This window comes from Acidovorax sp. GW101-11A03, from assembly GCF_059424825.1.
Window position 1 is genome coordinate 78,624 of the sequence record NZ_JBWKZU010000010.1, and the last position, 19,829, is coordinate 98,452.

Here is a 19,829-nt window from a genome sequence, read left to right on the forward strand (position 1 = left end):
CCGCCTTCGACACCGCAAGCACGCCACGTCCTTTGACCATGACCGAAAGCCTCCGCCAAGCCCCTGCCACTGGAGTCAGCCATGTCGATGCGCTGCCCCCCGGCTCCCGGCTGGCCGAATTCGAGATCCTGGCGCTCCTTGGGGTGGGGGGGTTTGGCATGGTCTACAAGGCGTTCGACCACTCCTTACACCGGGCGGTGGCCATCAAGGAATACATGCCTTCGGCCCTGGCCGGGCGGTCCGAAGGGCAGTCGCTGTGGGTGCGGTCCTCGTCCGACCAGCAGACTTTCCAAGCGGGCCTTGCCTCGTTTGTGGGCGAAGCGCGCCTGCTGGCCCAGTTTGACCACCCGTCGCTGGTCAAGGTGTTCCGGTTCTGGGAGGCCAACAACACAGCCTATATGGTGATGCCGCTCTACAGTGGCATGACCTTCAAGCAGGCACGGGCGCAGATGCGCACGCCCCCGCCCGAGGCCTGGCTGCGCAAGCTGCTGTGGTCGGTGCTGGACGCCCTGCGGGTGCTGCACGACGGGAACACGCTGCACCGCGATATATCGCCTGACAACATCTTTTTGCAGGACAACGGCCCGCCGGTACTGCTGGACCTGGGCGCGGCCCGGCACGCGATCAATGACCAGGACCGCAAACACACGGCCGTGCTCAAGGTGAACTACGCACCGATCGAGCAGTATTCCGACGGCGACGAGGAGCTGCGCCAGGGGCCGTGGAGTGATCTTTATTCGCTGGCGGCCGTGATGCACGGCTGCCTGGCCAACGACACCCCGCTGCCTGCCACGCTGCGCTCCATCCGCGACCGCATGGTGTCTTTCCCCCGCATCGCCAAGACCGTCAAGCGGCAGTTTGGCGTGGAGTATTCGGCGCCGTTTGTGGCCGCGATTGCGCAAGCATTGGCACTGCGGCCCGAAGACCGGCCGCAGAGCATTGACGCTTTTCTCCAGGCCATGGAGATGACTTCGCCGCCGGACGATGTCCAGCATTTTGATTTCCGCGCCGAACTGGGCGACATCTGGGTGGAGCCTGCCGACCAGCCCGGCCCCGGCTTGCTCACGCCCACGGTGGATGTGACCTCAGCACCGCGCATCGTGGCCGAGATGCAGGCCCAGGCGAAACGCGCAGAGACCTCCGAAGCGGCGGCCCCCGTAGTGGTGGACAGCGGCGTGGGCCGTCCCGCGACGGATCCGGGCGCCGACACGGTCATGCTGGGCGGCCCCGACACCGTGTTTGCCGACCCGGGGGACACGGTGTTCATCGACGCAGGCGACACCGTGGCGGCCGATGATTCGCGCCATGAGGGGGCAGCCCACCACCGCCGGCATGGGGGCGAGCCGCGTGCCCTGCCGCTGGAGCGCGACACGGTGCGCGCTGCGGGCAAAACCGCCAGATCCAAGCGGCGGTCACCCCTGGTCGCGGGGCTGGTGGTGGCCGTGCTGGTGGTGGTGGCCTCTGCGGCCGGCCTGCGTTGGATGCAGGGCAACAAGGCGGCCCAAGACGACATCATTACCGAGATGGCCGAGCCGCCCGCACCGCCTGCGGCGCCCGCTTCGGCAGAGGTTGTTCTCACAGAAACTGCCGCCGCTGCCGTGGAAGGGGCTTCCAATCCGGCAGGCCTGGCGGCGGCAGGTGGGGCTGCGTCTGCATCTGCTGCATCCCCCGCCTCTGCCGCGGCATCGGCGCCCCGGGTGGCACCCCGCACAGCCAAGCGCACCGCGCCGGAGCCCGTGCCGACGCCCATCGTGGTGCGCGAGGAGCCTGAGCCACCACCGCCGCCGCCCGTGGTGGCCGAGCCCAAGCCCAGGCCACCGCCGCCACGCGTTCCATCGCCCCAGGAGGCCTGTGCCGACGCCAACTTCCTGTCGCGCCCCATGTGCATCCACCAGGAATGCCAGAAGCCGTCGCAGGCCGGGCAGCCCATCTGCGTGGAAAACCGCCGCCGCTACGAAGCCGAGGAACAGCGCCGCCGCCAGACGCCCAATTGACTGGGCTTGGCGGGTTTTTGGCGGGTGTCCGGGTCGCTCCGGGCCTGTCGCTTGCGCTCACAAGGGACTAATTCGTATAATCGAGGGCTTCGCAGCGCTTTTGTGGTCCCGCGGCGAAGATCAAGCGCCACCTAAGAGGCTTCCGAAAGAGGAGCACCGACCGTGGAAAAGGACCCGCCAAACCCTCTTTCCAAGAGAAAACTCATGACAACTACTTTCAGCGCAAAGCCCGCTGAGGTCGTGCACGAGTGGTTTGTGATTGACGCGACCGACAAGGTCCTCGGACGAGTAGCCAGCGAAGTTGCTCTCCGTTTGCGCGGCAAACACAAGGCCATTTACACGCCTCACGTCGATACCGGTGACTTCATCGTCATCATCAACGCAGCCAAGCTCAAGGTCACCGGCACCAAGTCCCTGGACAAGGTGTACTACCGCCATTCGGGTTACCCCGGCGGCATCACGGCCACGAACTTCCGCGACCTGCAAGCCAAGCACCCCGGCCGCGCGCTGGAAAAGGCTGTCAAGGGCATGCTGCCCAAGGGCCCCCTTGGTTACGCAATGATCAAGAAACTCAAGGTGTACGGTGGTGCAGAGCATCCCCACACCGCCCAGCAGCCCAAGGCTCTGGAAATCTAAGGAGCCTTGAGATGATTGGTGAATGGAACAATGGCACCGGCCGTCGCAAGTCCAGCGTCGCCCGCGTGTTTCTGAAGAAGGGTTCCGGCAAGATCACTGTGAATGGCAAAGACATTCAGCAGTATTTCGGCCGCGAAACCTCGATCATGATTGCCAAGCAACCGCTGGCGTTGACCAACCATGTCGAAACCTTCGACATCCAGATCAACGTGCACGGTGGCGGTGAATCCGGCCAGGCTGGCGCTGCCCGCCACGGTATCACCCGTGCCCTGATCGACTACGACGCAACGCTCAAGCCCGCACTGAGCCAAGCTGGCTTCGTGACCCGCGACGCCCGTGAAGTCGAACGTAAGAAGGTCGGTCTGCACTCTGCACGCCGCGCCAAGCAGTTCTCCAAGCGTTAAACCTTGGCCCTGCCGGGATGCCGCCCTGTGCGGCATCTGCTGCAAAGCATCCCCGGGGTGCTTTACAGAGAAAAACCGCCTTCGGGCGGTTTTTTCGTTTATGGTGCGCTCTTTTCTTTTGGGGGCTGTATGTCCAAGACACGCCTGTTGACCCTATGCGCTTTCGCCTGCTGCGCCGTCGGCTGACCATCAGTGCCCCCCGGGTGGCCATCCGCAGCGCCTTGCCCTGGCCCTTTCGCTGGCTGGCGCTGGCGGTGGTGCTGGGCTTTTGTGCGGCAGTCGCGCTTTGGGCGTTCGAGTTCGGCAAATCCATCGCCGGGCTGGACACCGTGTCGCGTGATGAGGTGCACCAGATGAAGGCCGAAATCACCCGCCTGCGCGATGAGGGCCAGGAGCGGCAAACGGTGGCATTGACCGCCGAGAGCCTGCTGGCCACCGAACGCGCCGCCAAAGAGAGCCTGATGGCCCAGGTGCGCCAGCTGGAGGCTGACAACCGGACGCTGCGTGAGGATTTGGGTTTTTTTGAAAAACTGATCCCGGCAGCCAAGACCGATGGCCTGGCGATCCGTGCCCTGCAGGCCGAGGTGCTGGGCGGGATGCAGCTGCGCTGGCAGGTGCTGGTCATCCAGGCGGCCCGCAATGCGCCCGAGTTCAATGGCCGCCTGGAGCTGGTGCTGGCAGGCACCCAGGATGGCAAGCCCTGGACCCAGACCCTGCCGCCCCAGGGGCAGCCCTTGCAGGTCAAGCAGTACCGCCGCATGGAGGGTGTCCTCGATCTGCCGCCCCATGCCGTGGTAAAAACCGTGACCGCGCGCGTGCTGGATGGCGCCACCGTCCGCACCACGCAGACCATGGCCATCGAGTAAGAGACAAAGGGTGGCGGTCTTCGCCGGTGGCCCCGCGCCACTGTCGCAGCCGGTGGGGCCCGCCGTGCTCCCGCCTCAGGTGTGCCAGTGACCCTGTGCAGGGTGCGTGGGGTGGTGCTAGCCAATAGCTTCGGTTTTCTCGTTCATCCGCATGTGGGCCGTCCGGCCTGCGCGCTTTTTCAGGAGTCCTGCCCATGTTTTCGCGTAAGAAGCAGCCCCCCATCAAGAGCCTAGTTGCGCAGGGCACCAAAATCGAAGGCAATGTGCTGTTTGCCGAGGGCATGCGCATTGACGGTGAAGTGGTGGGCGACATCCGTGCAGGGGCAGAGCAACCCAGCATCCTGGTGATTTCGGAAACCGCGCGGGTGGAGGGGGCTGTGCATGCCGACCACGTGATCATCAACGGCCAGGTGCTGGGCCCCGTGCATGCGGGTGAGCTGCTGGAGCTGCAGCCCAAGGCGCAGATCACTGGCAACGTGCACTACAGGGCGCTGGAGATGCACCAGGGCGCTGTGATTGCCGGGCAGTTGTTCCCGACGGCCGTGCTGGTCGAGGAAAAGCCCCCACTGAAGTTGGCGTCAAACAATCCGTGATCTGAATTCCCGAGCGGTTTGCAGTAGTATTAACCCCAAATACCGAACCCGGAGTACCCCATGAGCGCCGTTGCCGACAACATCCAGACCGAAATGCCCGCCCCGATCCTCTTCACCGACAGTGCTGCGGCCAAGGTGGCGGACCTGATTGCCGAAGAAGGCAACCCTGACCTGAAGCTGCGCGTGTTTGTGCAGGGTGGTGGATGCTCCGGCTTCCAGTACGGCTTCACGTTTGACGAAATCACCAACGAAGACGACACCACCATGACCAAGAATGGCGTGTCGCTGCTGATCGATGCGATGAGCTACCAGTACCTGGTGGGTGCCGAGATCGACTACAAGGAAGACCTGCAGGGCGCCCAGTTTGTGATCAAGAACCCCAACGCCACCACCACCTGCGGGTGTGGCTCCAGCTTCTCGGCCTGATAGGCCTAAGGGCGGGCCGGGAGGCCGATGCCCTGGATGCACCAAAGACAAAAACCGCCTTCGGGCGGTTTTTTCATGGTGGGGGGCTTCGCTGCTGCGCTCAGGCCGGGTACACCGCGCCCAGCACGCGTGCGCCCGCTGCGCCGGTCACGCTGGGCAGGTTGCCAGGGGCCTGGTGCATTGCCTGGCGCGCCAGCCAGGCAAAGGCGGCGGCTTCGACCTGCAGCGCGGGCAGCCCCAGGGCATCGGTGGCCACGACCTGCAGCGAAGGGCACAGGGCCTGCAGGCGGCGCATCAGCTGGGCGTTGAGCGCACCGCCCCCACACATCGCCAGGGTTTTGCTATCTATTTTGTAGCTATCAACGCAAGCTGAGCAGGCGGTGGCAGTGAATTCTGTCAATGTGGCTTGCACGTCGGCGGGATTGGCATGCCCGAAGGGCTCCAGGTGGGTGGCCAGCCAGGGGGGGTTGAACAGGTCGCGCCCCGTGCTTTTGGGTGGCGGCTTGTGCAGAAAAGGCTCCTGCATCAGCGATGTCAGCAGGCCGGGCAGCACCTGCCCGGTGGCGGCCCAGGCGCCGTCCCTGTCGAAAGGCTTGCCAGTGTGCAGCTGGCACCAGTGGTCCATCAGCGCATTGCCAGGGCCGCAATCAAACCCCAGCACGCGGCCATCTGCGCCGAGCACGCTGAGGTTGGAGATGCCGCCAATGTTCAGCACCAGCACCGTTTCATCCGGCCGCCCGAAGATGCCCTGGTGGAAGGCGGGCACCAGCGGCGCACCCTGGCCGCCTGCTGCCACGTCGCGGCTGCGCAGGTCGGCCACCACGGCGATGCCGGTCCGCTCGGCCAGCAGGGCGGGGTTGAGCAGCTGCAGGGTGTAGCCCGTGCCGTCGAATTCCTGAGGGCGGTGGCGCACGGTTTGCCCGTGGGCGCCGATGGCGCGGATGGCATGGGCAGGCAGGCCGCTGCGCTGCAGCAGTGCCTGCACCACCTCGGCATAGGCGCGCGACAGCGCGTTGCCTGCAAGGGCAGCCCGGTGCAGTTCATTGTCGCCGGGGGTGTTCAGGGCCAGCAACTCGGCGCGCAATGCGGGTGCAAAGGCGGCGCTGGCGTGGTGCGTCACCCGCATGCGTGGGCCAGAAAAGTCGGCCAGCACCCCGTCGATGCCATCGAGCGAGGTGCCCGACATCAGGCCGATGTACAGATCGGACATGGCCCGTCGGGTTGTGTGCGGAGCGTGTGTGGAGGTGGTCAGTCTGCGCTGGCCTGCTCGATGAGCGCAGCGGCGTTCAGCTGGACGCGCATGTTGGCCGCGAGGCGGTCAAACGCAGGACGGCCGGCGGCCGAGACGGGGGCAGCGGCCTCACTCTGGGCCACGATGGTCATGGGGTCCTGGTGCACACCATTGACGCGGAACTCGAAGTGCAGGTGCGGGCCGGTGGCCCAGCCGGTGGCGCCCACGGCGCCCAGGGTCTGGCCCTGCTCGACCGACTGGCCCTGGCGCACGTCGATGCGGCTCAGGTGGGCATAGACGGTGACGTGCTGGTTGCGGTGCTTGACGAACACCACGTTGCCGTAGCCGTTCTGCACACCCGCAAACTCCACCACGCCATCGCCCACCGTGCGCACGGCGGTGCCCGTGGGGGCTGCAAAGTCGGTGCCCAGGTGGGCGCGCCAGGTTTGCAGGATGGGGTGCAGGCGCATCTTGAAACCGCTGGTCACGCGGGAGAACTCGACGGGCGAGGCCAGATAGGCGCGGCGCATGCTTTCGCCGTCCAGCGTGTAGTAAGCGCCCTTGGCGGCGCCGGGCTCCTGGAACCACACAGCCTGGTGGGTCTTGCCGTTGTTGACGAACTCGGCGCTCAGCACGCGGCCGCTGGACAGAGGCTCGCCATCGGCTTCCAAGGTTTCATACACCACCGAGAAGCGGTCGCCCTTGCGCAGCGAGCGACGGAAGTCGATGTTGCCCGAGAACAGTTCGGCCACCTGTACAGCCACGGCGTCGGGGATGTTCGACGCGTCGGTGGCGGCGAACAGCGAGCTGTGGATGATGCCGCCCGCCAGCCGGCTGTTGGTCGTCATCTTGGCGGTTTCGATGCGCGTCGCAAACTTGTTGTCGCCTGTGCGCTCGACGATCAGGCGGCGGAAGTTGCCGCTGTCATCCGGCACCCAGCGCACGGTCAGGCGTACCAGGCGGTGGTCGTCGGTGGTCTCGGCCGACACGCTGCGGCCGGTGCGGCCCAGCACGTTCTGGCGCACGGGGGTATCGCCACGCATGAAGGCGGCGGCGGCCGGGTCGGCCACGCCCAGGCGCTGCAGCAGGGATTCGGGGGTGTCGCTGGAGCGTACCTGCTCGGAGCGGAACAGCGAGAAGCCGGGGGCGTCCAGTTCGCCCAGCACCAGGTTCTCGGCCAGCGATTCGACGGGGTAGCTCACCATGCGCACGGGCAGCTCGGCCGGATCGGGCGCGAAGGAAGCCACAGCGAAGGCGCCACCGCCACCCGTCAGCAGGACGGCGGCAACGGCGGCGGTGATGCGTTTGGGGTGTTGTTGGATCGTGCGGGACAGTCGGTCAAGCAAAGCGGTGCTGGCGGTGCGGACCGTAGTGAGGCCGTGAATCAAAGGTCTATCCCCAGGGTGATTGCGGATCCGTGGCACACCCCCGGTGTGAATGCGGGGCGGGGCCAGGAGCACAGACTGTCAGGCTGCAGCCATTCGACAGGTTGATGAAAAACAGGTCGAAACGGCGGGCCCACTAGAATCCGCCTCTGCAATGTGGGCTGAAGTATAGCGGTGCATGCTGTCTAGACATCCCAAAAAACCCTTATGAATCAATCTGCTGTTACAACAACCCCGGTCTCTGATGGTGTAAGACAAGCCCTCGAAATCTCGCTGCGCGGCGTGCAAGAGCTGCTGCCACAGGACGAATGGGTCAAGAAGCTGGCGCGCTCGGAGGCCACGGGCCAGCCGCTGCGCATCAAGCTGGGCCTGGACCCCACGGCCCCCGACATCCACATCGGCCACACGGTGGTGCTGAACAAGATGCGGCAACTGCAAGATCTGGGCCACCAGGTCATCTTCTTGATCGGCGACTTCACCAGCCTGATCGGCGACCCCTCGGGCCGCAACAGCACGCGCCCGCCGCTCACGCCCGAGCAGATCAAGGTGAATGCCGAGACCTACTACAAGCAGGCCAGCCTGGTGCTGGACCCGGCCCGCACCGAGATCCGCTACAACAGCGAATGGAGCGAACCCCTGGGCGCCACCGGGATGATCCAGCTGGCCGCCAAGTACACCGTGGCACGCATGATGGAGCGTGACGACTTCCACAAGCGCTTCACCACCGGCCAGTCCATTTCGGTGCACGAATTCTTGTACCCGCTGATGCAGGGTTACGATTCGGTGGCTTTGAAGAGCGACCTGGAGCTGGGCGGAACGGACCAGAAGTTCAACCTGCTCATGGGTCGCCACCTGCAGCAGGAATACGGCCAGGAGCCGCAGTGTGTGCTCACCATGCCACTGCTGGTGGGGCTCGATGGCGTGGACAAGATGTCCAAGTCCAAGAACAACTACATCGGCATTGCCGAAGACGCGAACACCATGTTTGCCAAGGTGCTGTCGATCAGCGACACCCTGATGTGGGACTGGTTCACCCTGCTGTCGTTCAAGAGCCTGGCCGAGATCGCCGCGCTCAAGGCCGAGGTGGAGGGCGGGCGCAACCCCAAGGACGCCAAGGTGATGCTGGCCAAGGAAATCACCACGCGCTTCCACAGCGCGGCCGCCGCCGACGCTGCTGAGCAGGACTTCATCAACCGCAGCAAGGGCGGCGTGCCCGATGAAATCCCCGAGGTGAGCCTGTCCGGCGCACCACTGGGCATTGGCGCTCTGCTCAAGCAGGCCAACCTGGCGCCCTCGGGCAGCGAGGCCAACCGCCTGATCGACGGCGGCGGTGTGCGTGTGGATGGCAGTGTGGTCAGCGACAAGGGCCTGAAGCTGGCCGCTGGCACCTACGTGGTGCAGGTGGGCAAACGCAAGTTCGCACGGGTCACATTGGCCTGATTTATTGAGCTGAATGGGCCTTCGCCGCCCGCTGGATAAGTGATAATCGCTATAAAAATAGAAGCAAAAGCGCCGAGCCTGTACAGGCCGGCGCTTTTTTCTTTTCAGGCCCCGTCCAGGTTGTCGTTCAAATCCGGGTCGGGCACATCACCAATCGCCTGGCGGGTGGCCTCGGCCTGCACCTGCAGCCAGGCGCAGAAGGCCTTGATCTCTGGCCGATTGACGCTGCGCGGCCCCACCATCAGCCAATAGGACAGTGGCGAGTCGATGCGGTGGCCGGGCAGCACCTCCACCAGGTCGCCCGCAGCCAGGGCATCGGCAATCAGCGGCATGCGGGCCAGTGCCAGCCCCTGGCCCGCCAGCGCGGCCTGCACGATCTGGTGGGCGTAGTTGAAGTAGAGCCAGCGCTCAGGCTGCAGTTTGGTCAGGTCGCGGGTGTCGAACCAGCGGCGCCAGCTCAGATACTCCAGATAGTGCGTGCGATGGGCGTCGCCCGCCTCGATCAGGGTGAACTGCGCTACATCGGCGGGGGTGCGCAGCGGTTTGCCGCTCTTGAGCAGCCAGGGGCTGGCCACCACGGCCAGTTGCTCGCCAAACAGGCGGATGCCGCCCTGCGTGGCTCCGGCGGGCATGGCATAGCGCAATGCCAGGTCCACGTCCGAGGTTTCCAGATCGACCTGCACGTCGCTCGCATCAATGCGGATGTCGATACCCGGGTTGTCGCGCTGGAACTCCTCCATGCGCGGAATCAGCCACATGGACGCAAAGCTGGCCCAGGTGGTGATGGCCACGCTGCGGCGCCCGGCCGTCTGGCGCACCAGGCGCACGGCGGCGTCCATGCGCTCCAGCGCCGGGCCCACCGCGCGCTGCAGCTGCGCGCCCGCGCTGGTCAGCTCCACCGCGCGCGTGTGGCGCAGGAACAGGGGCACGCCCACTTCTTCTTCCAGCGCCTGGATCTGGCGGCTCACGGCCGACTGGGTGAGCGCCAGCTCGTCGGCCGCAGCGCGGAAGTTCAGGTGCCGCGCCACGGCCAGAAAGGCGCGCCAGTGGCCCATGGCCACCGGACGGGTGCGCAGGACAGCGGGGGAGTATTCGGCTGAGGCCATGGCAGGGCTCCCGGAGAGTATTGATTCATGCGTTGATGGAATGAATAGCGTACCGCGTTTTCATTGGACTGTGTGTGGCGAAAGGATCACTATTCATGCTCCAAAACACCTGTTTTTCCACTCTAAGGAGCCTGTCATGTCTGCCCGCAACGTTCTGGAATCGCAACAATCCGTGCAAGCCGCCGTGGCTGGCCGTTCTGCGGCCGGTTGCTGGAAACTGACCCCCGGCCGCGCCCTGTCGCTGCACCCGCGTGAGCGCAGCGTGCTGGAGATTGCCCAGGGCCGGGTCTGGCTCACGCTGAGCGGGGCCTTGCCCCGCCACCAGCCGGCCAACATGCCCGCAGATTTGCTCCTTGGCGTGGCCGACCACCTGCTGCAAGCCGGTGACCGCCTCGACATCGCAGCGGGCCAGCATGTGGTGATGGAGGTCTGGACCCCGGCGGGCTCGCCCGGCGAGGACGTGGCTTTCCATTGGCATGGCGCCCCCGCCCCGGTGCCCGCGCAAGGCCGGTGCGCCCAGCGCCCCGGTGCCGAATGGGAATGTGGCGTGGTCCAGCCCCTGCGCGACCTGGTGAAGGCACTCGCCCAGGGTGGGCGCGCCGTGGGGCTGGCGGGGGGGCAGGCGATCGGCGCCGGAGGGCGCGTGATGCTCGGAATCGCCCGTTTTGCTCTCATTCGGATAGCGGCACCACGCGAAAGCAAGCCCGCTTGAGACCGACATGCAAGAAGAGCATCAATTGGTGCATTCCTTTTCATTGGACGCTGTGGCTAGCACAGAGCACCATAGAGTCCATCAAGGGTAAACCCGGAGATTCATATGACCACCTCGCAGATTTTCAAGTTCTTTTCCACCGCTGCCACGGCTGCTGCCGCCTACGGTGTCAGCACCTTGCTGCCAGGCAAGGCCCTCAGCCTCACACCCCGCGCGCCCATGGCCCTGCGCATTGCCGAAGGCCAGGCCTGGGTCACGCTGGATGCGGGCCCCTACGGCACCGGCACCGAAGCTGGCGACGTGTTCCTGCACGCCGGCCAGACTTTGTGGGTGGCCGCCGGCCAACACGCCGTGGTCGAGCCCGTGGGCCAGCAGCGCCTGCAATTCCGCTTCACGCGCACGCCGGTGGACGTGGCCAGCACCGCCACCCCCTGGTGGCGCCGCGCGGCTTTTGGCAGCCCGTCGGTGGCGGTGGCCAGCGACGCCTGCTGCGCCTGAGTCTTTGTGAAAAGGGGGCGATCAGCGATGGGCTGGTGGCCCTGGCCGTTTCTTGCAGCCTCTTTCAGAAAGAGCTCAGCGCCTGGGACATCACCCCACCAGCGCTGCAAGCTCTGGGGGCCACTCCAAGCCCCCGCAATCTTTTCGTGCAGTTCAGCGAAAGAGTGAGAAGCAGACACTGAGGTTTTCGCCCGAGGCAATGTTGCTTGCAACATCCACGGTCACCAGCAGGTCGATGATGTTGTCGCGTTTGACGGTGGCTGCCATGCTCCGGCCCGGGCTGCTTCGGATGTCCAACAGCACGGAGGAGTCCAAGCCTCCCGGCGGCTGGTCGAAGAAAATAAAGTACGACCGCGTCTGTCCCCCTCCATACGCCGACGTCACGGTGTAGCCGTTGCCGCTGATCCGTGTGGCGGGCGCCAGAGTGTTAGAGAGCGGGTCTGTGACTGAAAAGCAGCCGTGGCGCATGACAGATACACCTGCCACAGCGCCCTGCGGCCCCGCCGGACCTGTGGCTCCTGTCGGGCCAGCCGGGCCAGAGGGCCCTGCTGGGCCTACAGGGCCTGCTGGACCCGTGGCACCTGCCGGGCCCGTCGGGCCTGTAGCACCGGTTGCCCCTGTCGAGCCGGTGGCTCCTGCGGGGCCTGCTGATCCGGCGGGGCCCGTCGCTCCGGTATCTCCCTTGTCCCCCTTTTCCCCGGGGTCACCTTTGTCACCTTTCGGCCCCTGGGATGCCAGCGGGTTGCAGCGGCCCAGGGCGCCTGTGGCGTCGTGGCACACCATGGTGGTGCCGATGGCGGGGGTTGCGGGCAGGTTGGGCAAGCGCACCTCGCCTCCTGGCAGCACCTGTAGCGCGGGCGTTCCGGGTGCGGAGTGGATGACCACACGGCTCCCGGCGGCGGGCGTGAGGGTCATGTCGGCTGCGCCAGCGTGCGTGGCCACGATGCCAAGGCAAAGGACAAGAGAGCGGGAGAGTTGTCGAAGCATGGAATCGATGAATCTCGGTAAGGTCAATGTTGTGCGGGTTTCCTGCGCCGCCGGGTTGCCAGTGCGAGCACGGCTGGCGTGAGCAAAGCCAGCGTCCAGGGGCCCAGCATGGGCACCGGAACGGGCGCAACTGCGCTGCCGCCCAGCGGGATAGGGCCTGCAGGGCCGGCCAAAAGGCAGCCAGGGCTGGCAGTGCGCAGTACCTGGCCGCCGCTGGCATGTGTGGGGTTGGCCCATGTCCACTGTCCAGCCAGTTCCACCCGGCCCCCATTCAGGGACAGCGACGCCCCGGCTGATGCGGAGACATCGCGTGCTGCCAAAAGCGCACCACTGGCGCCCAAGGCCAGCGAGCCGCCATTCACGGCAACGTCCGTGCAACCCAGGGATACCGTGCCGCCGCCCAGGTCGGCCGCAGTGCCGGGAGGCAGGGCCCAGTCGGCCCTGGTGGGTGCAGCGGTGGTGAGAAGCAAGGCGGCGATGGCGCCCGCATGCAATAGGGATTTGTGCATGAAATGGGGCTCTAGGGCTTATGTAGCAAGCGTAAGATGCTCTTAATTGAGGAGTGACTCCCGCAGTCGGCGCGAGGCCGTGCCCGCTGCGAGCAACGACAGCAGTACCAGCGCCCAGGGGCCGAGAGCAGGGATGGCCTGCGCACCCGTTGGGGCGGCTGCCAGCAGGGCGGGCAAACCTGGGTCGGTGATCTGGCCGTCGGCGTTGCCGTCGCTGTCGCCTGCGCCGCCATCGGTCAGGGTGAAGGTCACGCTCAGGCCATCGGGTGCGATTGCCGCGCCTGGCAGTGCATACCAGTGCGCCGCCGCGCAGGCCGCAGCACCAGTGCAACCCAGGCCTTCTGGGCTGGCGCCGTACTTCAGGTAGACGGCGCCTGGCGGCACCGGCTGGGTGTAGCGCACGGTGACATTGGCGCTGGCGCCCGGTGTGCCGCCTGCCAAGGTGAGTGCGAGCGGGGCAAAGTCCGAGCGAGCACCCGCAGGCAAAGGCGCAGGCAGACTGCCGCCGAAAGCGGCAGACTGGACCTGCCAGCCGCCCGAACCCGCTACTTGCACGCTGCCCTTGCCCGTGCCAACAGCGGCCCAGGGAGCGCTGCACAGGCCAGAGTCGCTACCGCCGTGGGTGCCTGCGCAGGTCCAGGTGTAGCCCCCGGCGGCCGATAGCACCGTGCTGGCCGAGCCCGCGCTGCAAAAATCGGTGCTGGGTGTGGTGATGCTGGGGCGACCGGCCGCAGCGCCGCAGGTGCCGTTCACCGACTGTAAAAAGCCGAAACCCATGTGCTGTGCAGTGCCGTGTGGCGTGATGACCTCCACGGTGGCCGCGCCTGCCGCATGGGCAGGGGTGGTGGCGGTGATCTGCGTTGCACTGTCCACCGTGAAGCGTGCGGCTGCCACACCACCGAATGTGACCGCCGTCGCCCCACTGAAGGCGTGGCCGGTCAACCTGACCTGATCGCCCCCGTTGCTGCCCGCACTGGCAGGGTTGGCATGGATGATGAACGGCAGCAGCGACGGCGCCGTGCATTGTGGCGAGGTGGCGCCGCCATAAAGGCCAGCACAGGTCCACTGGTAGATCGTCCGGTCGCCGGGCGGCAACAGCACGCTGCTGGCCTGGCCCGCGCTGCACAGGTTGGCTGCAGGGGCTGCGGATGTTGGCTGCCCCTGGGCGCTGCCGCAGGCACCATCCACGGGGGCGACGAAGGCGAAGCCTGCGTCCAGCGTGGCGGTGCCATCGGGCGTGGTGACCTCGATGGCCACCGGGCCCACCGCGTGAGCGGGGGTGACGGCTGTGATGCGGGTGTCGCTGTCCACCCGAAAGCTGGCTGCTGGGGTGCCGCCAAAGGCCACGGCCGTGGCGCCGGTGAGCCGGGCGCCTTCGATGCTCACCGTGAGTCCCCCATTGAACAGGCCCGTGGCGGGGCTGGCGCTGCTGGCAATGGGCAAGAGCGTGCCTTGCAGCTGCATTACCCAGGACTGGGGGTAGCACCGCCACCCCATGTAGTCGCGGCAGAGGTGTCCGCCGGTGCTGCTGCGGTTGACCTGCCGATAGCCCCTGCCCGCAGGTCCGTTGGGATCCGCAAAGATCACCCAGACCTGGCTCGAAGCCCGAGCGGTGTAGCTGCCGGTGAAGGTGGTGGGCCCTGGTGACGGCGCCATGGCCGTGGCGGTGAACGGCTGGCAGTCGTTCGCGGGCGCCCCATCGCCCGGGGCGCTGCCGCAGACCTCCATGGTGAAGGGCGTATCGGGGTTGTGGGCGTTCACCATGTCCAGCGCCACTTGGGTGATGCGGGCTGGCGCCGGGCCCACTGGCACCCGGTTGGCCCAGCGCATGGGAACCTGTACCGTGTAGCCAACGTTGTCGCCCGTGCCCAGGTTGTCGAAAAGCACTTCGGCGCGAACGGCGCCGGCGCTGGCGCTGGCGAGGGCCACGAGCAGCAGAATGCGCGGCCTGAAGAAAGAATCCATGTGTTTTTTGTGAGAAGGCCTCCGGCGCTTTGCCATAAAGCGCAAGAAGCTATGCTTTTGAGAGCATCAGGTTGTGTGCCTGACGTGACGTACCCGTCGGATCGTCGCGGCAGACGGCTCCAGCGGCTTGACTGGGCGTTTGCCCGGTTCTTGACTGGGCGTCTCATTCGGGGGCCAGCAGCTGCAATCAGTGGGTGCAGTGGGTAAGGTGTGCGCGGACTTGGCGTGGGGGTTTTGAAGAAAGCAAGGCGCGGTCGGCACTGCCGCAAGCAGCTGCGTCATAGCCGCTGTGATGGGGCGGGGGCTTGTGTGGCGCTGTCTGCGCTTGAGCGATGGTCCGCACCCCGGTGGGAGCGCTCACCGCGCAGGGGCTTCTCGCGCCAGCCCCATCAGCAGTACAAGAAGCTCTTTGATGGCAATGGACCTGGTCTGCGACCCGGTGTCTCAGGTGCTTGGCGTGTCCAGCAGGCGTATCAACTGCCCCTGCAGGGTGGCCAGAATCTCTTCGGACAACCCCGGCTGCGCGGCCGCTGTGGCGCGGGCCAGCACCAGGCCGCCGACCATGGTGGCCAGCACCTGCATGGCGTGCGCGCGGTGGGTGGCTGCAGTGGCGGCTACCGTCGTTTTGTCGGCATCCTGCGGCGCGGTGCCAGCGGACACGGCGGGCATAGCAGGCTCGGCGTCGGCCAGCAGCTGCGCAAAGCGCTGGATGTTGCGCTCGATGCCTTCGGCAAACACCTGCGACAACTCGCCGCCCGCGCGTGCTGCGTCCACCGCCAGCGCGGCGGCGGGGCAGCCGCTGCCGGGGGCGTCGCGGTGCTGGGGCGAGAGGTAGCTTTGGATGCGGTCGGCCACGCTGGCGTTGGGCGTGTGGCCGTCCAGCGGCGCAATCGACCAGTCGAACGCACGGGCGCAGGCTTCGCGCACCAGGGCGTCCTTGGACTCGAAATGCCGGTACAGCCCGCCGTGGGTGAGCCCCGCGTCGCGTGTGATGTCGGCCACCCCCACGCCCGTGAGGCCGCGCTCGCGGTAGAGCCGGGCGGCGGCGTCCAGGATGCTCTGGCGGTTTTCGGCGGCCTGTGCCTTGGAGACTTTCATGGGGTGGGCCTTCTATTGATTGCGACCGTACGCAAAGCGGTGTTTTGTGTTTATGATGACGGCCCCAATCATAAATGCCCGATCCTTCTGTGGCGGTGTGACCGCGTGGCCCGCCACCGGGCGGCCGCTGGCCCCGTCAACCCCGGGGCCGCAGAGGCGCCGGGCGGCAACCAGCGAGGTGATTCCATGACCCCCACCCCTCTTTCCCACCGCAGCGCCCTGGCGCCTGCCACACACGGAGCGGCCCGCTGATGCGCCGCGTTGTCATCACCGGCATGGGCCTGGTGTCGCCCCTGGGTTGCCAGGTGGAACTGGCTTGGCAGCGCCTGCTGGCGGGCCGCTCGGGCATCACCGTGCTGCCCGAGGCCGTGACCGAAGGAGTGCCCGCCAAGGTGGCCGGGCGGGTGCTGCCGCTGTCCGAGGACCCCGAGGGCGGCTGGGATGTGGATGCCATCGTCTCGGCCAAGGACCAGCGCAAGATGGATCGCTTCATCCCCTTTGCGCTGGGCGCTGCCGACCAGGCGCTGGCCCAGGCGGGCTGGCCGGTGGTGGGGGGGGACGAGTCGGCGCTCGCGCGCACGGCCACCGTCATTGCCTCGGGCATTGGCGGCTTTGGCGCGATTGCCGACGCGGTGCGCACCACCGAAACGCGCGGGCCGCAGCGGCTGTCGCCGTTCACTGTGCCGTCGTTCCTGGTCAACCTGGCAGCGGGGCAGGTGTCGATCCGCCACGGGCTCAAGGGGCCGCTGGGGGCGCCGGTCACGGCCTGCGCCGCCAGTGTGCAGGCGCTGGGCGACGCGGCCCGGCTGATCCGTGCGGGCGAGGCCGATATCGCCGTGTGTGGTGGCAGCGAGGCCGCCATCGACCGCGTGAGCCTGGGTGGATTTGCGGCGGCCAAGTCGCTGTCCACGGGGTTCAATGCCACGCCCGAGCAGGCCTCACGCCCGTTCGATGCACAGCGTGACGGCTTTGTGATGGGTGAGGGCGCGGGCATGCTGGTGATCGAGGCGCTGGACCACGCCCTCGCACGCGGCGCGCAGCCGTTGGCCGAGCTGGTGGGCTACGGCACGTCGGCCGATGCGTACCACATCACCTCGGGGCCGGAAGATGGCGACGGCGCCGCGCGCAGCATGGCCGCCGCGCTGGCGCAGGCGGGGCTGCGGGCCGACGAGGTGCAGCACCTCAATGCCCACGCCACCTCCACCCCGGTGGGCGACCGGGGTGAACTCGCCGCCATTCGCCGCGTGTTTGGCACGGGTGCAGGGCCCGCGATCGTTTCCACCAAGTCGGCCACGGGGCATCTGCTGGGTGCGGCGGGGGCGGTGGCCACCATCTTCACAGTGCTCGCGCTGCGCGACCAGGTGGTGCCCGGCACGCTGAACCTGCACGCGCCGGATGAACTGGCGCAAGGCCTGGACCTGGTGGCGCTGACGCCACGCCGCATGGCGCTCACGCACGCCATGGTCAACGGTTTTGGTTTTGGCGGGGTGAATGCGACCCTGGTGCTGCGGCGCTGGCAGCCTGGGGCGGCCTGAGGGCGAGAGGCTGCTGGTGGGTAGCGGGCGGCGCAGCCGATAATCCCGCACCGGCCCGCGCGGCGCACCGCCCCGGGCTACTGATCTCCAGACGCATTCCATGACCCCAATCGACATCCTCATCATGGCGGCCGGCAAGGGCACGCGCATGAAAAGCCGCCTCCCCAAAGTGTTGCAGCGCCTGGCCGGACGCCCGCTGCTGCACCACGTGCTGGACCAGGCCGGGCACCTGCAGGCGCGCAGCGCCATCGTCATCACGGGCCATGGTGCTATAGAAGTAGAAGCGGCTTGCGCAGGTGCAGCGCGCGCAGACAGCAGTTTTGCCCTGAAATTTGTGCGCCAGGAACCCCAGCTGGGCACGGGCCACGCCGTGTTGCAGGCCGTGCCCCACCTGCGCGATGACGGCACGGCCGTGGTGCTGTCGGGCGATGTGCCGCTGACCCAGGCCGACACCCTGCGCGCGCTGGTGGCGGCCAGCGGAGGCGAGCAGCTGGCGCTGCTCACGGTGACCCTGCCCGACCCCACGGGCTATGGCCGCATCCTGCGCAATGCCGATGGCGCCGTGCAGGGCATCGTCGAACACAAGGACGCGAATGACGCCCAGCGCGCCATCACCGAGATCTACAGCGGCATCATGGCCGTGCCCGCGCGCCTGCTGCGTGGCTGGCTGGCGCGGCTGACCAATGACAACGCCCAGGGCGAGTACTACCTCACCGACATCGTCGCCATGGCCGTGGCCGATGGCGTGCCGGTGGTAGCCCACCGCATCAGCGACGCGCTGCAGGTGGCAGGTGTCAACAGCCCGCTGCAACTGGCCGAGCTGGAGCGCGCCCACCAGCTGCGCCAGGCCCGTGCGTTGATGGAGCAGGGCCTGCGCCTGGCCGACCCGGCCCGGTTTGATCTGCGCGACGACACCCGCACCGGCGTGCGCGGCGAGCTGGTCTGCGGCCAGGATGTGGAGATCGATGTGAACTGCGTCTTCACCGGCCGCGTGGAACTGGGCGAGGGCGTGAGCATTGGCGCGAATTGCTGCATCGCCAACGCACGCATCGCTGCAGGTGCGGTGATCCATCCCTACACCCACATCGACGGCGAAAAGGCCGGAGCCACCGTGGGCGAGGGCGCGCTGATCGGCCCCTTTGCCCGCTTGCGCCCCGGCGCGCAACTGGGCCGCGAGGTGCACATCGGCAACTTTGTGGAAGTGAAGAACAGCACCATGGCCGACGGCGCCAAGGCCAACCACCTGGCCTACCTGGGCGACGCCATGGTGGGCGAGCGCGTGAACTACGGCGCAGGCAGCATCACCGCCAACTACGACGGCGCTAACAAGCACCGCACGGTGATCGAGGCCGATGTGCATGTGGGCAGCAACTGCGTGCTGGTGGCGCCCGTGACCATCGGCGCAGGCGGCACGGTGGGCGGCGGCAGCACCATCACCAAGAGCACGGCGCCTGGCGCGCTGAGTGTGGCGCGGGGCAAGCAGGTGAGTATTGCCAACTGGTCCCGCCCGAAAAAATGAAGCACCCCCTGAGTCGCTTCGCGCCCTCCCCCTCCAGGGGGACGACAGCCTTTGCTGCGGGGCGGCCCTTGCTGGCTGTCCTCGCCTGCGCCTTCGTCTTCGTGCATAGCGCGTTGGCGCCTCGTTGTGCCATGCACGCTTCTGTGACCTGCGGCGGGAGATGAAAGTGGCTGGTGCAGACATGACCCCCGAACAGCTGCGCGCCGAGCTGGCCCGCAGCCAGCAGCAGGTGGCCGACATGGCGGCTGCGCAGGAGGAGTTCTTGCGCGCCGTCTCGCACGACCTGCGCGCGCCGCTGCGGCATGTAACGTCGTACGGCACGCTGGTGCGCGAGGTTTTGGGCGACTTGCCGCCCGAAGTGGTGCAGGGCGCCGAGGTGCAAGAGGCCCTGGGTTTCCTCGCCACCATGGACCAGTCCGCCCGGCGCATGGGGCTCATGATCGACGGCCTGCAAGCCCTGGTGCGTGCCAGCCGCGCCCCACTGCGCCTGCAGCCTGTGCCGCTGGCCGATGCGATGGCCCAGGCGCGCGCCACGCTGGCCCCTGCCGAGGCGGGGCGTGCCGTGGAGTGGCGCGTGGATGCCGACCTGCCTACGCTGCACGCCGACCCGGTGTTGCTGCAGGAGTTGCTGGTGCAGTTGCTGGGCAATGCGCTCAAGTTCACACGCCCCGTGGCCCAGCCCTGCATCACCGTGCGGGCCGATGCGGCACCGGCAGGTAGCGTGGCCTTCACGCTGAAGGACAACGGCGTGGGCTTTGACCCGGCGCGTGCGGGCACCCTGTTCGGCGTGTTCCAGCGCCTGCACCGTGAGACCGAGTTTGACGGCGTGGGCACGGGGCTGGCGCTGTGCCGCGCGATTGCCCAGCGCCATGGCGCCACGCTCGCCGCCACGGCGGCGCCGGGGGCGGGCTGCACGGTGCGGGTG

Annotated in this window: 19 protein-coding genes; 12 read left to right on the forward strand and 7 right to left on the reverse strand. The window is 67.2% G+C overall.

All coding sequences use genetic code 11. The annotated features are described in order from the left end of the window. Window positions 1-38 precede the first annotated feature (38 nt). The 6 genes from AC07Z7_RS06820 (at window position 39) to erpA (ending at window position 4,919) form a co-directional block, all read left to right on the forward strand. A complete protein-coding gene (locus AC07Z7_RS06820) occupies window positions 39-1,994 on the forward strand; it encodes a serine/threonine protein kinase (protein WP_494765773.1) in 1,956 nt (651 codons plus the stop codon). 204 nt (window positions 1,995-2,198) lie between these two features. After that, the gene (gene rplM, locus AC07Z7_RS06825; RefSeq protein WP_026437700.1) at window positions 2,199-2,630 is read left to right on the forward strand and encodes a 50S ribosomal protein L13; all 432 of its coding nucleotides are present in this window, start codon (window positions 2,199-2,201) and stop codon (window positions 2,628-2,630) included. Between the two features lie 11 nt (window positions 2,631-2,641). Then, on the forward strand, window positions 2,642-3,034 hold the full coding sequence (rpsI, locus tag AC07Z7_RS06830) for a 30S ribosomal protein S9 (protein ID WP_011804080.1): 393 nt from the start codon (window positions 2,642-2,644) through the stop codon (window positions 3,032-3,034). A gap of 155 nt (window positions 3,035-3,189) precedes the next feature. Next, window positions 3,190-3,900, forward strand: a complete 711-nt coding sequence (locus AC07Z7_RS06835; RefSeq protein WP_063461957.1) for a DUF6776 family protein — start codon at window positions 3,190-3,192, stop codon at window positions 3,898-3,900. A 194-nt stretch (window positions 3,901-4,094) separates the two neighbouring features. Next, window positions 4,095-4,493 carry a bactofilin family protein gene (locus tag AC07Z7_RS06840; protein ID WP_094291643.1) on the forward strand — a complete coding sequence of 133 codons (399 nt, stop codon included), beginning with the start codon at window positions 4,095-4,097 and terminating at the stop codon, window positions 4,491-4,493. A gap of 60 nt (window positions 4,494-4,553) precedes the next feature. After that, the gene (erpA, locus tag AC07Z7_RS06845; RefSeq protein WP_056414289.1) at window positions 4,554-4,919 is read left to right on the forward strand and encodes an iron-sulfur cluster insertion protein ErpA; all 366 of its coding nucleotides are present in this window, start codon (window positions 4,554-4,556) and stop codon (window positions 4,917-4,919) included. 100 nt (window positions 4,920-5,019) lie between these two features. Here erpA and AC07Z7_RS06850 read toward each other — a convergent pair whose 3' ends face one another. Continuing rightward, window positions 5,020-6,129: an anhydro-N-acetylmuramic acid kinase gene (locus AC07Z7_RS06850; protein ID WP_494765774.1), complete on the reverse strand. Its 1,110-nt coding sequence runs from the start codon at window positions 6,127-6,129 to the stop codon at window positions 5,020-5,022. Window positions 6,130-6,167: 38 nt separating this feature from the next. Further along, window positions 6,168-7,538, reverse strand: a complete 1,371-nt coding sequence (locus tag AC07Z7_RS06855) for a M23 family metallopeptidase (RefSeq protein WP_494765775.1) — start codon at window positions 7,536-7,538, stop codon at window positions 6,168-6,170. A 204-nt stretch (window positions 7,539-7,742) separates the two neighbouring features. Here AC07Z7_RS06855 and tyrS point away from each other — a divergent pair, with 204 nt between their 5' ends. Continuing rightward, window positions 7,743-8,975: a tyrosine--tRNA ligase gene (gene tyrS / locus AC07Z7_RS06860; RefSeq protein WP_494765776.1), complete on the forward strand. Its 1,233-nt coding sequence runs from the start codon at window positions 7,743-7,745 to the stop codon at window positions 8,973-8,975. A gap of 104 nt (window positions 8,976-9,079) precedes the next feature. On the opposite strand, the gene AC07Z7_RS06865 is transcribed toward tyrS, so the two are convergent. After that, window positions 9,080-10,081 carry a LysR substrate-binding domain-containing protein gene (locus AC07Z7_RS06865; RefSeq protein ID WP_094291639.1) on the reverse strand — a complete coding sequence of 334 codons (1,002 nt, stop codon included), beginning with the start codon at window positions 10,079-10,081 and terminating at the stop codon, window positions 9,080-9,082. A 136-nt stretch (window positions 10,082-10,217) separates the two neighbouring features. On the opposite strand from AC07Z7_RS06865, the gene AC07Z7_RS06870 reads away from it, so the two are divergent. Further along, window positions 10,218-10,793, forward strand: a complete 576-nt coding sequence (locus AC07Z7_RS06870; protein ID WP_494765777.1) for a DUF2917 domain-containing protein — start codon at window positions 10,218-10,220, stop codon at window positions 10,791-10,793. A 105-nt stretch (window positions 10,794-10,898) separates the two neighbouring features. Further along, complete coding sequence (locus AC07Z7_RS06875) at window positions 10,899-11,291, forward strand: DUF2917 domain-containing protein (RefSeq protein WP_494765778.1); 393 nt, start codon at window positions 10,899-10,901, stop codon at window positions 11,289-11,291. 153 nt (window positions 11,292-11,444) lie between these two features. On the opposite strand, the gene AC07Z7_RS06880 is transcribed toward AC07Z7_RS06875, so the two are convergent. The 4 genes from AC07Z7_RS06880 to AC07Z7_RS06895 all read right to left on the reverse strand — a co-directional run bounded on the left by AC07Z7_RS06880 (window position 11,445) and on the right by AC07Z7_RS06895 (window position 15,850). Next, a complete protein-coding gene (locus AC07Z7_RS06880) occupies window positions 11,445-11,759 on the reverse strand; it encodes a hypothetical protein (protein WP_494765779.1) in 315 nt (104 codons plus the stop codon). 542 nt (window positions 11,760-12,301) lie between these two features. Further along, window positions 12,302-12,787, reverse strand: coding sequence for a hypothetical protein (locus AC07Z7_RS06885; protein ID WP_133066330.1), 486 nt, complete (start codon window positions 12,785-12,787; stop codon window positions 12,302-12,304). A 42-nt stretch (window positions 12,788-12,829) separates the two neighbouring features. Beyond that, window positions 12,830-14,752, reverse strand: a complete 1,923-nt coding sequence (locus AC07Z7_RS06890) for an IPTL-CTERM sorting domain-containing protein (RefSeq protein ID WP_494765780.1) — start codon at window positions 14,750-14,752, stop codon at window positions 12,830-12,832. Window positions 14,753-15,196: 444 nt separating this feature from the next. Then, complete coding sequence (locus AC07Z7_RS06895; RefSeq protein WP_494765781.1) at window positions 15,197-15,850, reverse strand: TetR/AcrR family transcriptional regulator; 654 nt, start codon at window positions 15,848-15,850, stop codon at window positions 15,197-15,199. Window positions 15,851-16,101: 251 nt separating this feature from the next. Here AC07Z7_RS06895 and fabF point away from each other — a divergent pair, with 251 nt between their 5' ends. From fabF to AC07Z7_RS06910, 3 genes are all read left to right on the forward strand, one after another. Continuing rightward, entirely contained in the window at window positions 16,102-17,385 is a 1,284-nt protein-coding gene (fabF, locus tag AC07Z7_RS06900; RefSeq protein WP_494765782.1) for a beta-ketoacyl-ACP synthase II, read from the forward strand. A 100-nt stretch (window positions 17,386-17,485) separates the two neighbouring features. Then, window positions 17,486-18,904 (forward strand): bifunctional UDP-N-acetylglucosamine diphosphorylase/glucosamine-1-phosphate N-acetyltransferase GlmU, encoded by a 1,419-nt coding sequence (gene glmU / locus AC07Z7_RS06905; RefSeq protein ID WP_494765783.1) that lies wholly within the window; start codon window positions 17,486-17,488, stop codon window positions 18,902-18,904. 181 nt (window positions 18,905-19,085) lie between these two features. After that, window positions 19,086-19,829 (forward strand): sensor histidine kinase (locus tag AC07Z7_RS06910; RefSeq protein WP_494765784.1); only part of this gene is annotated, 744 nt, incomplete at its 3' end.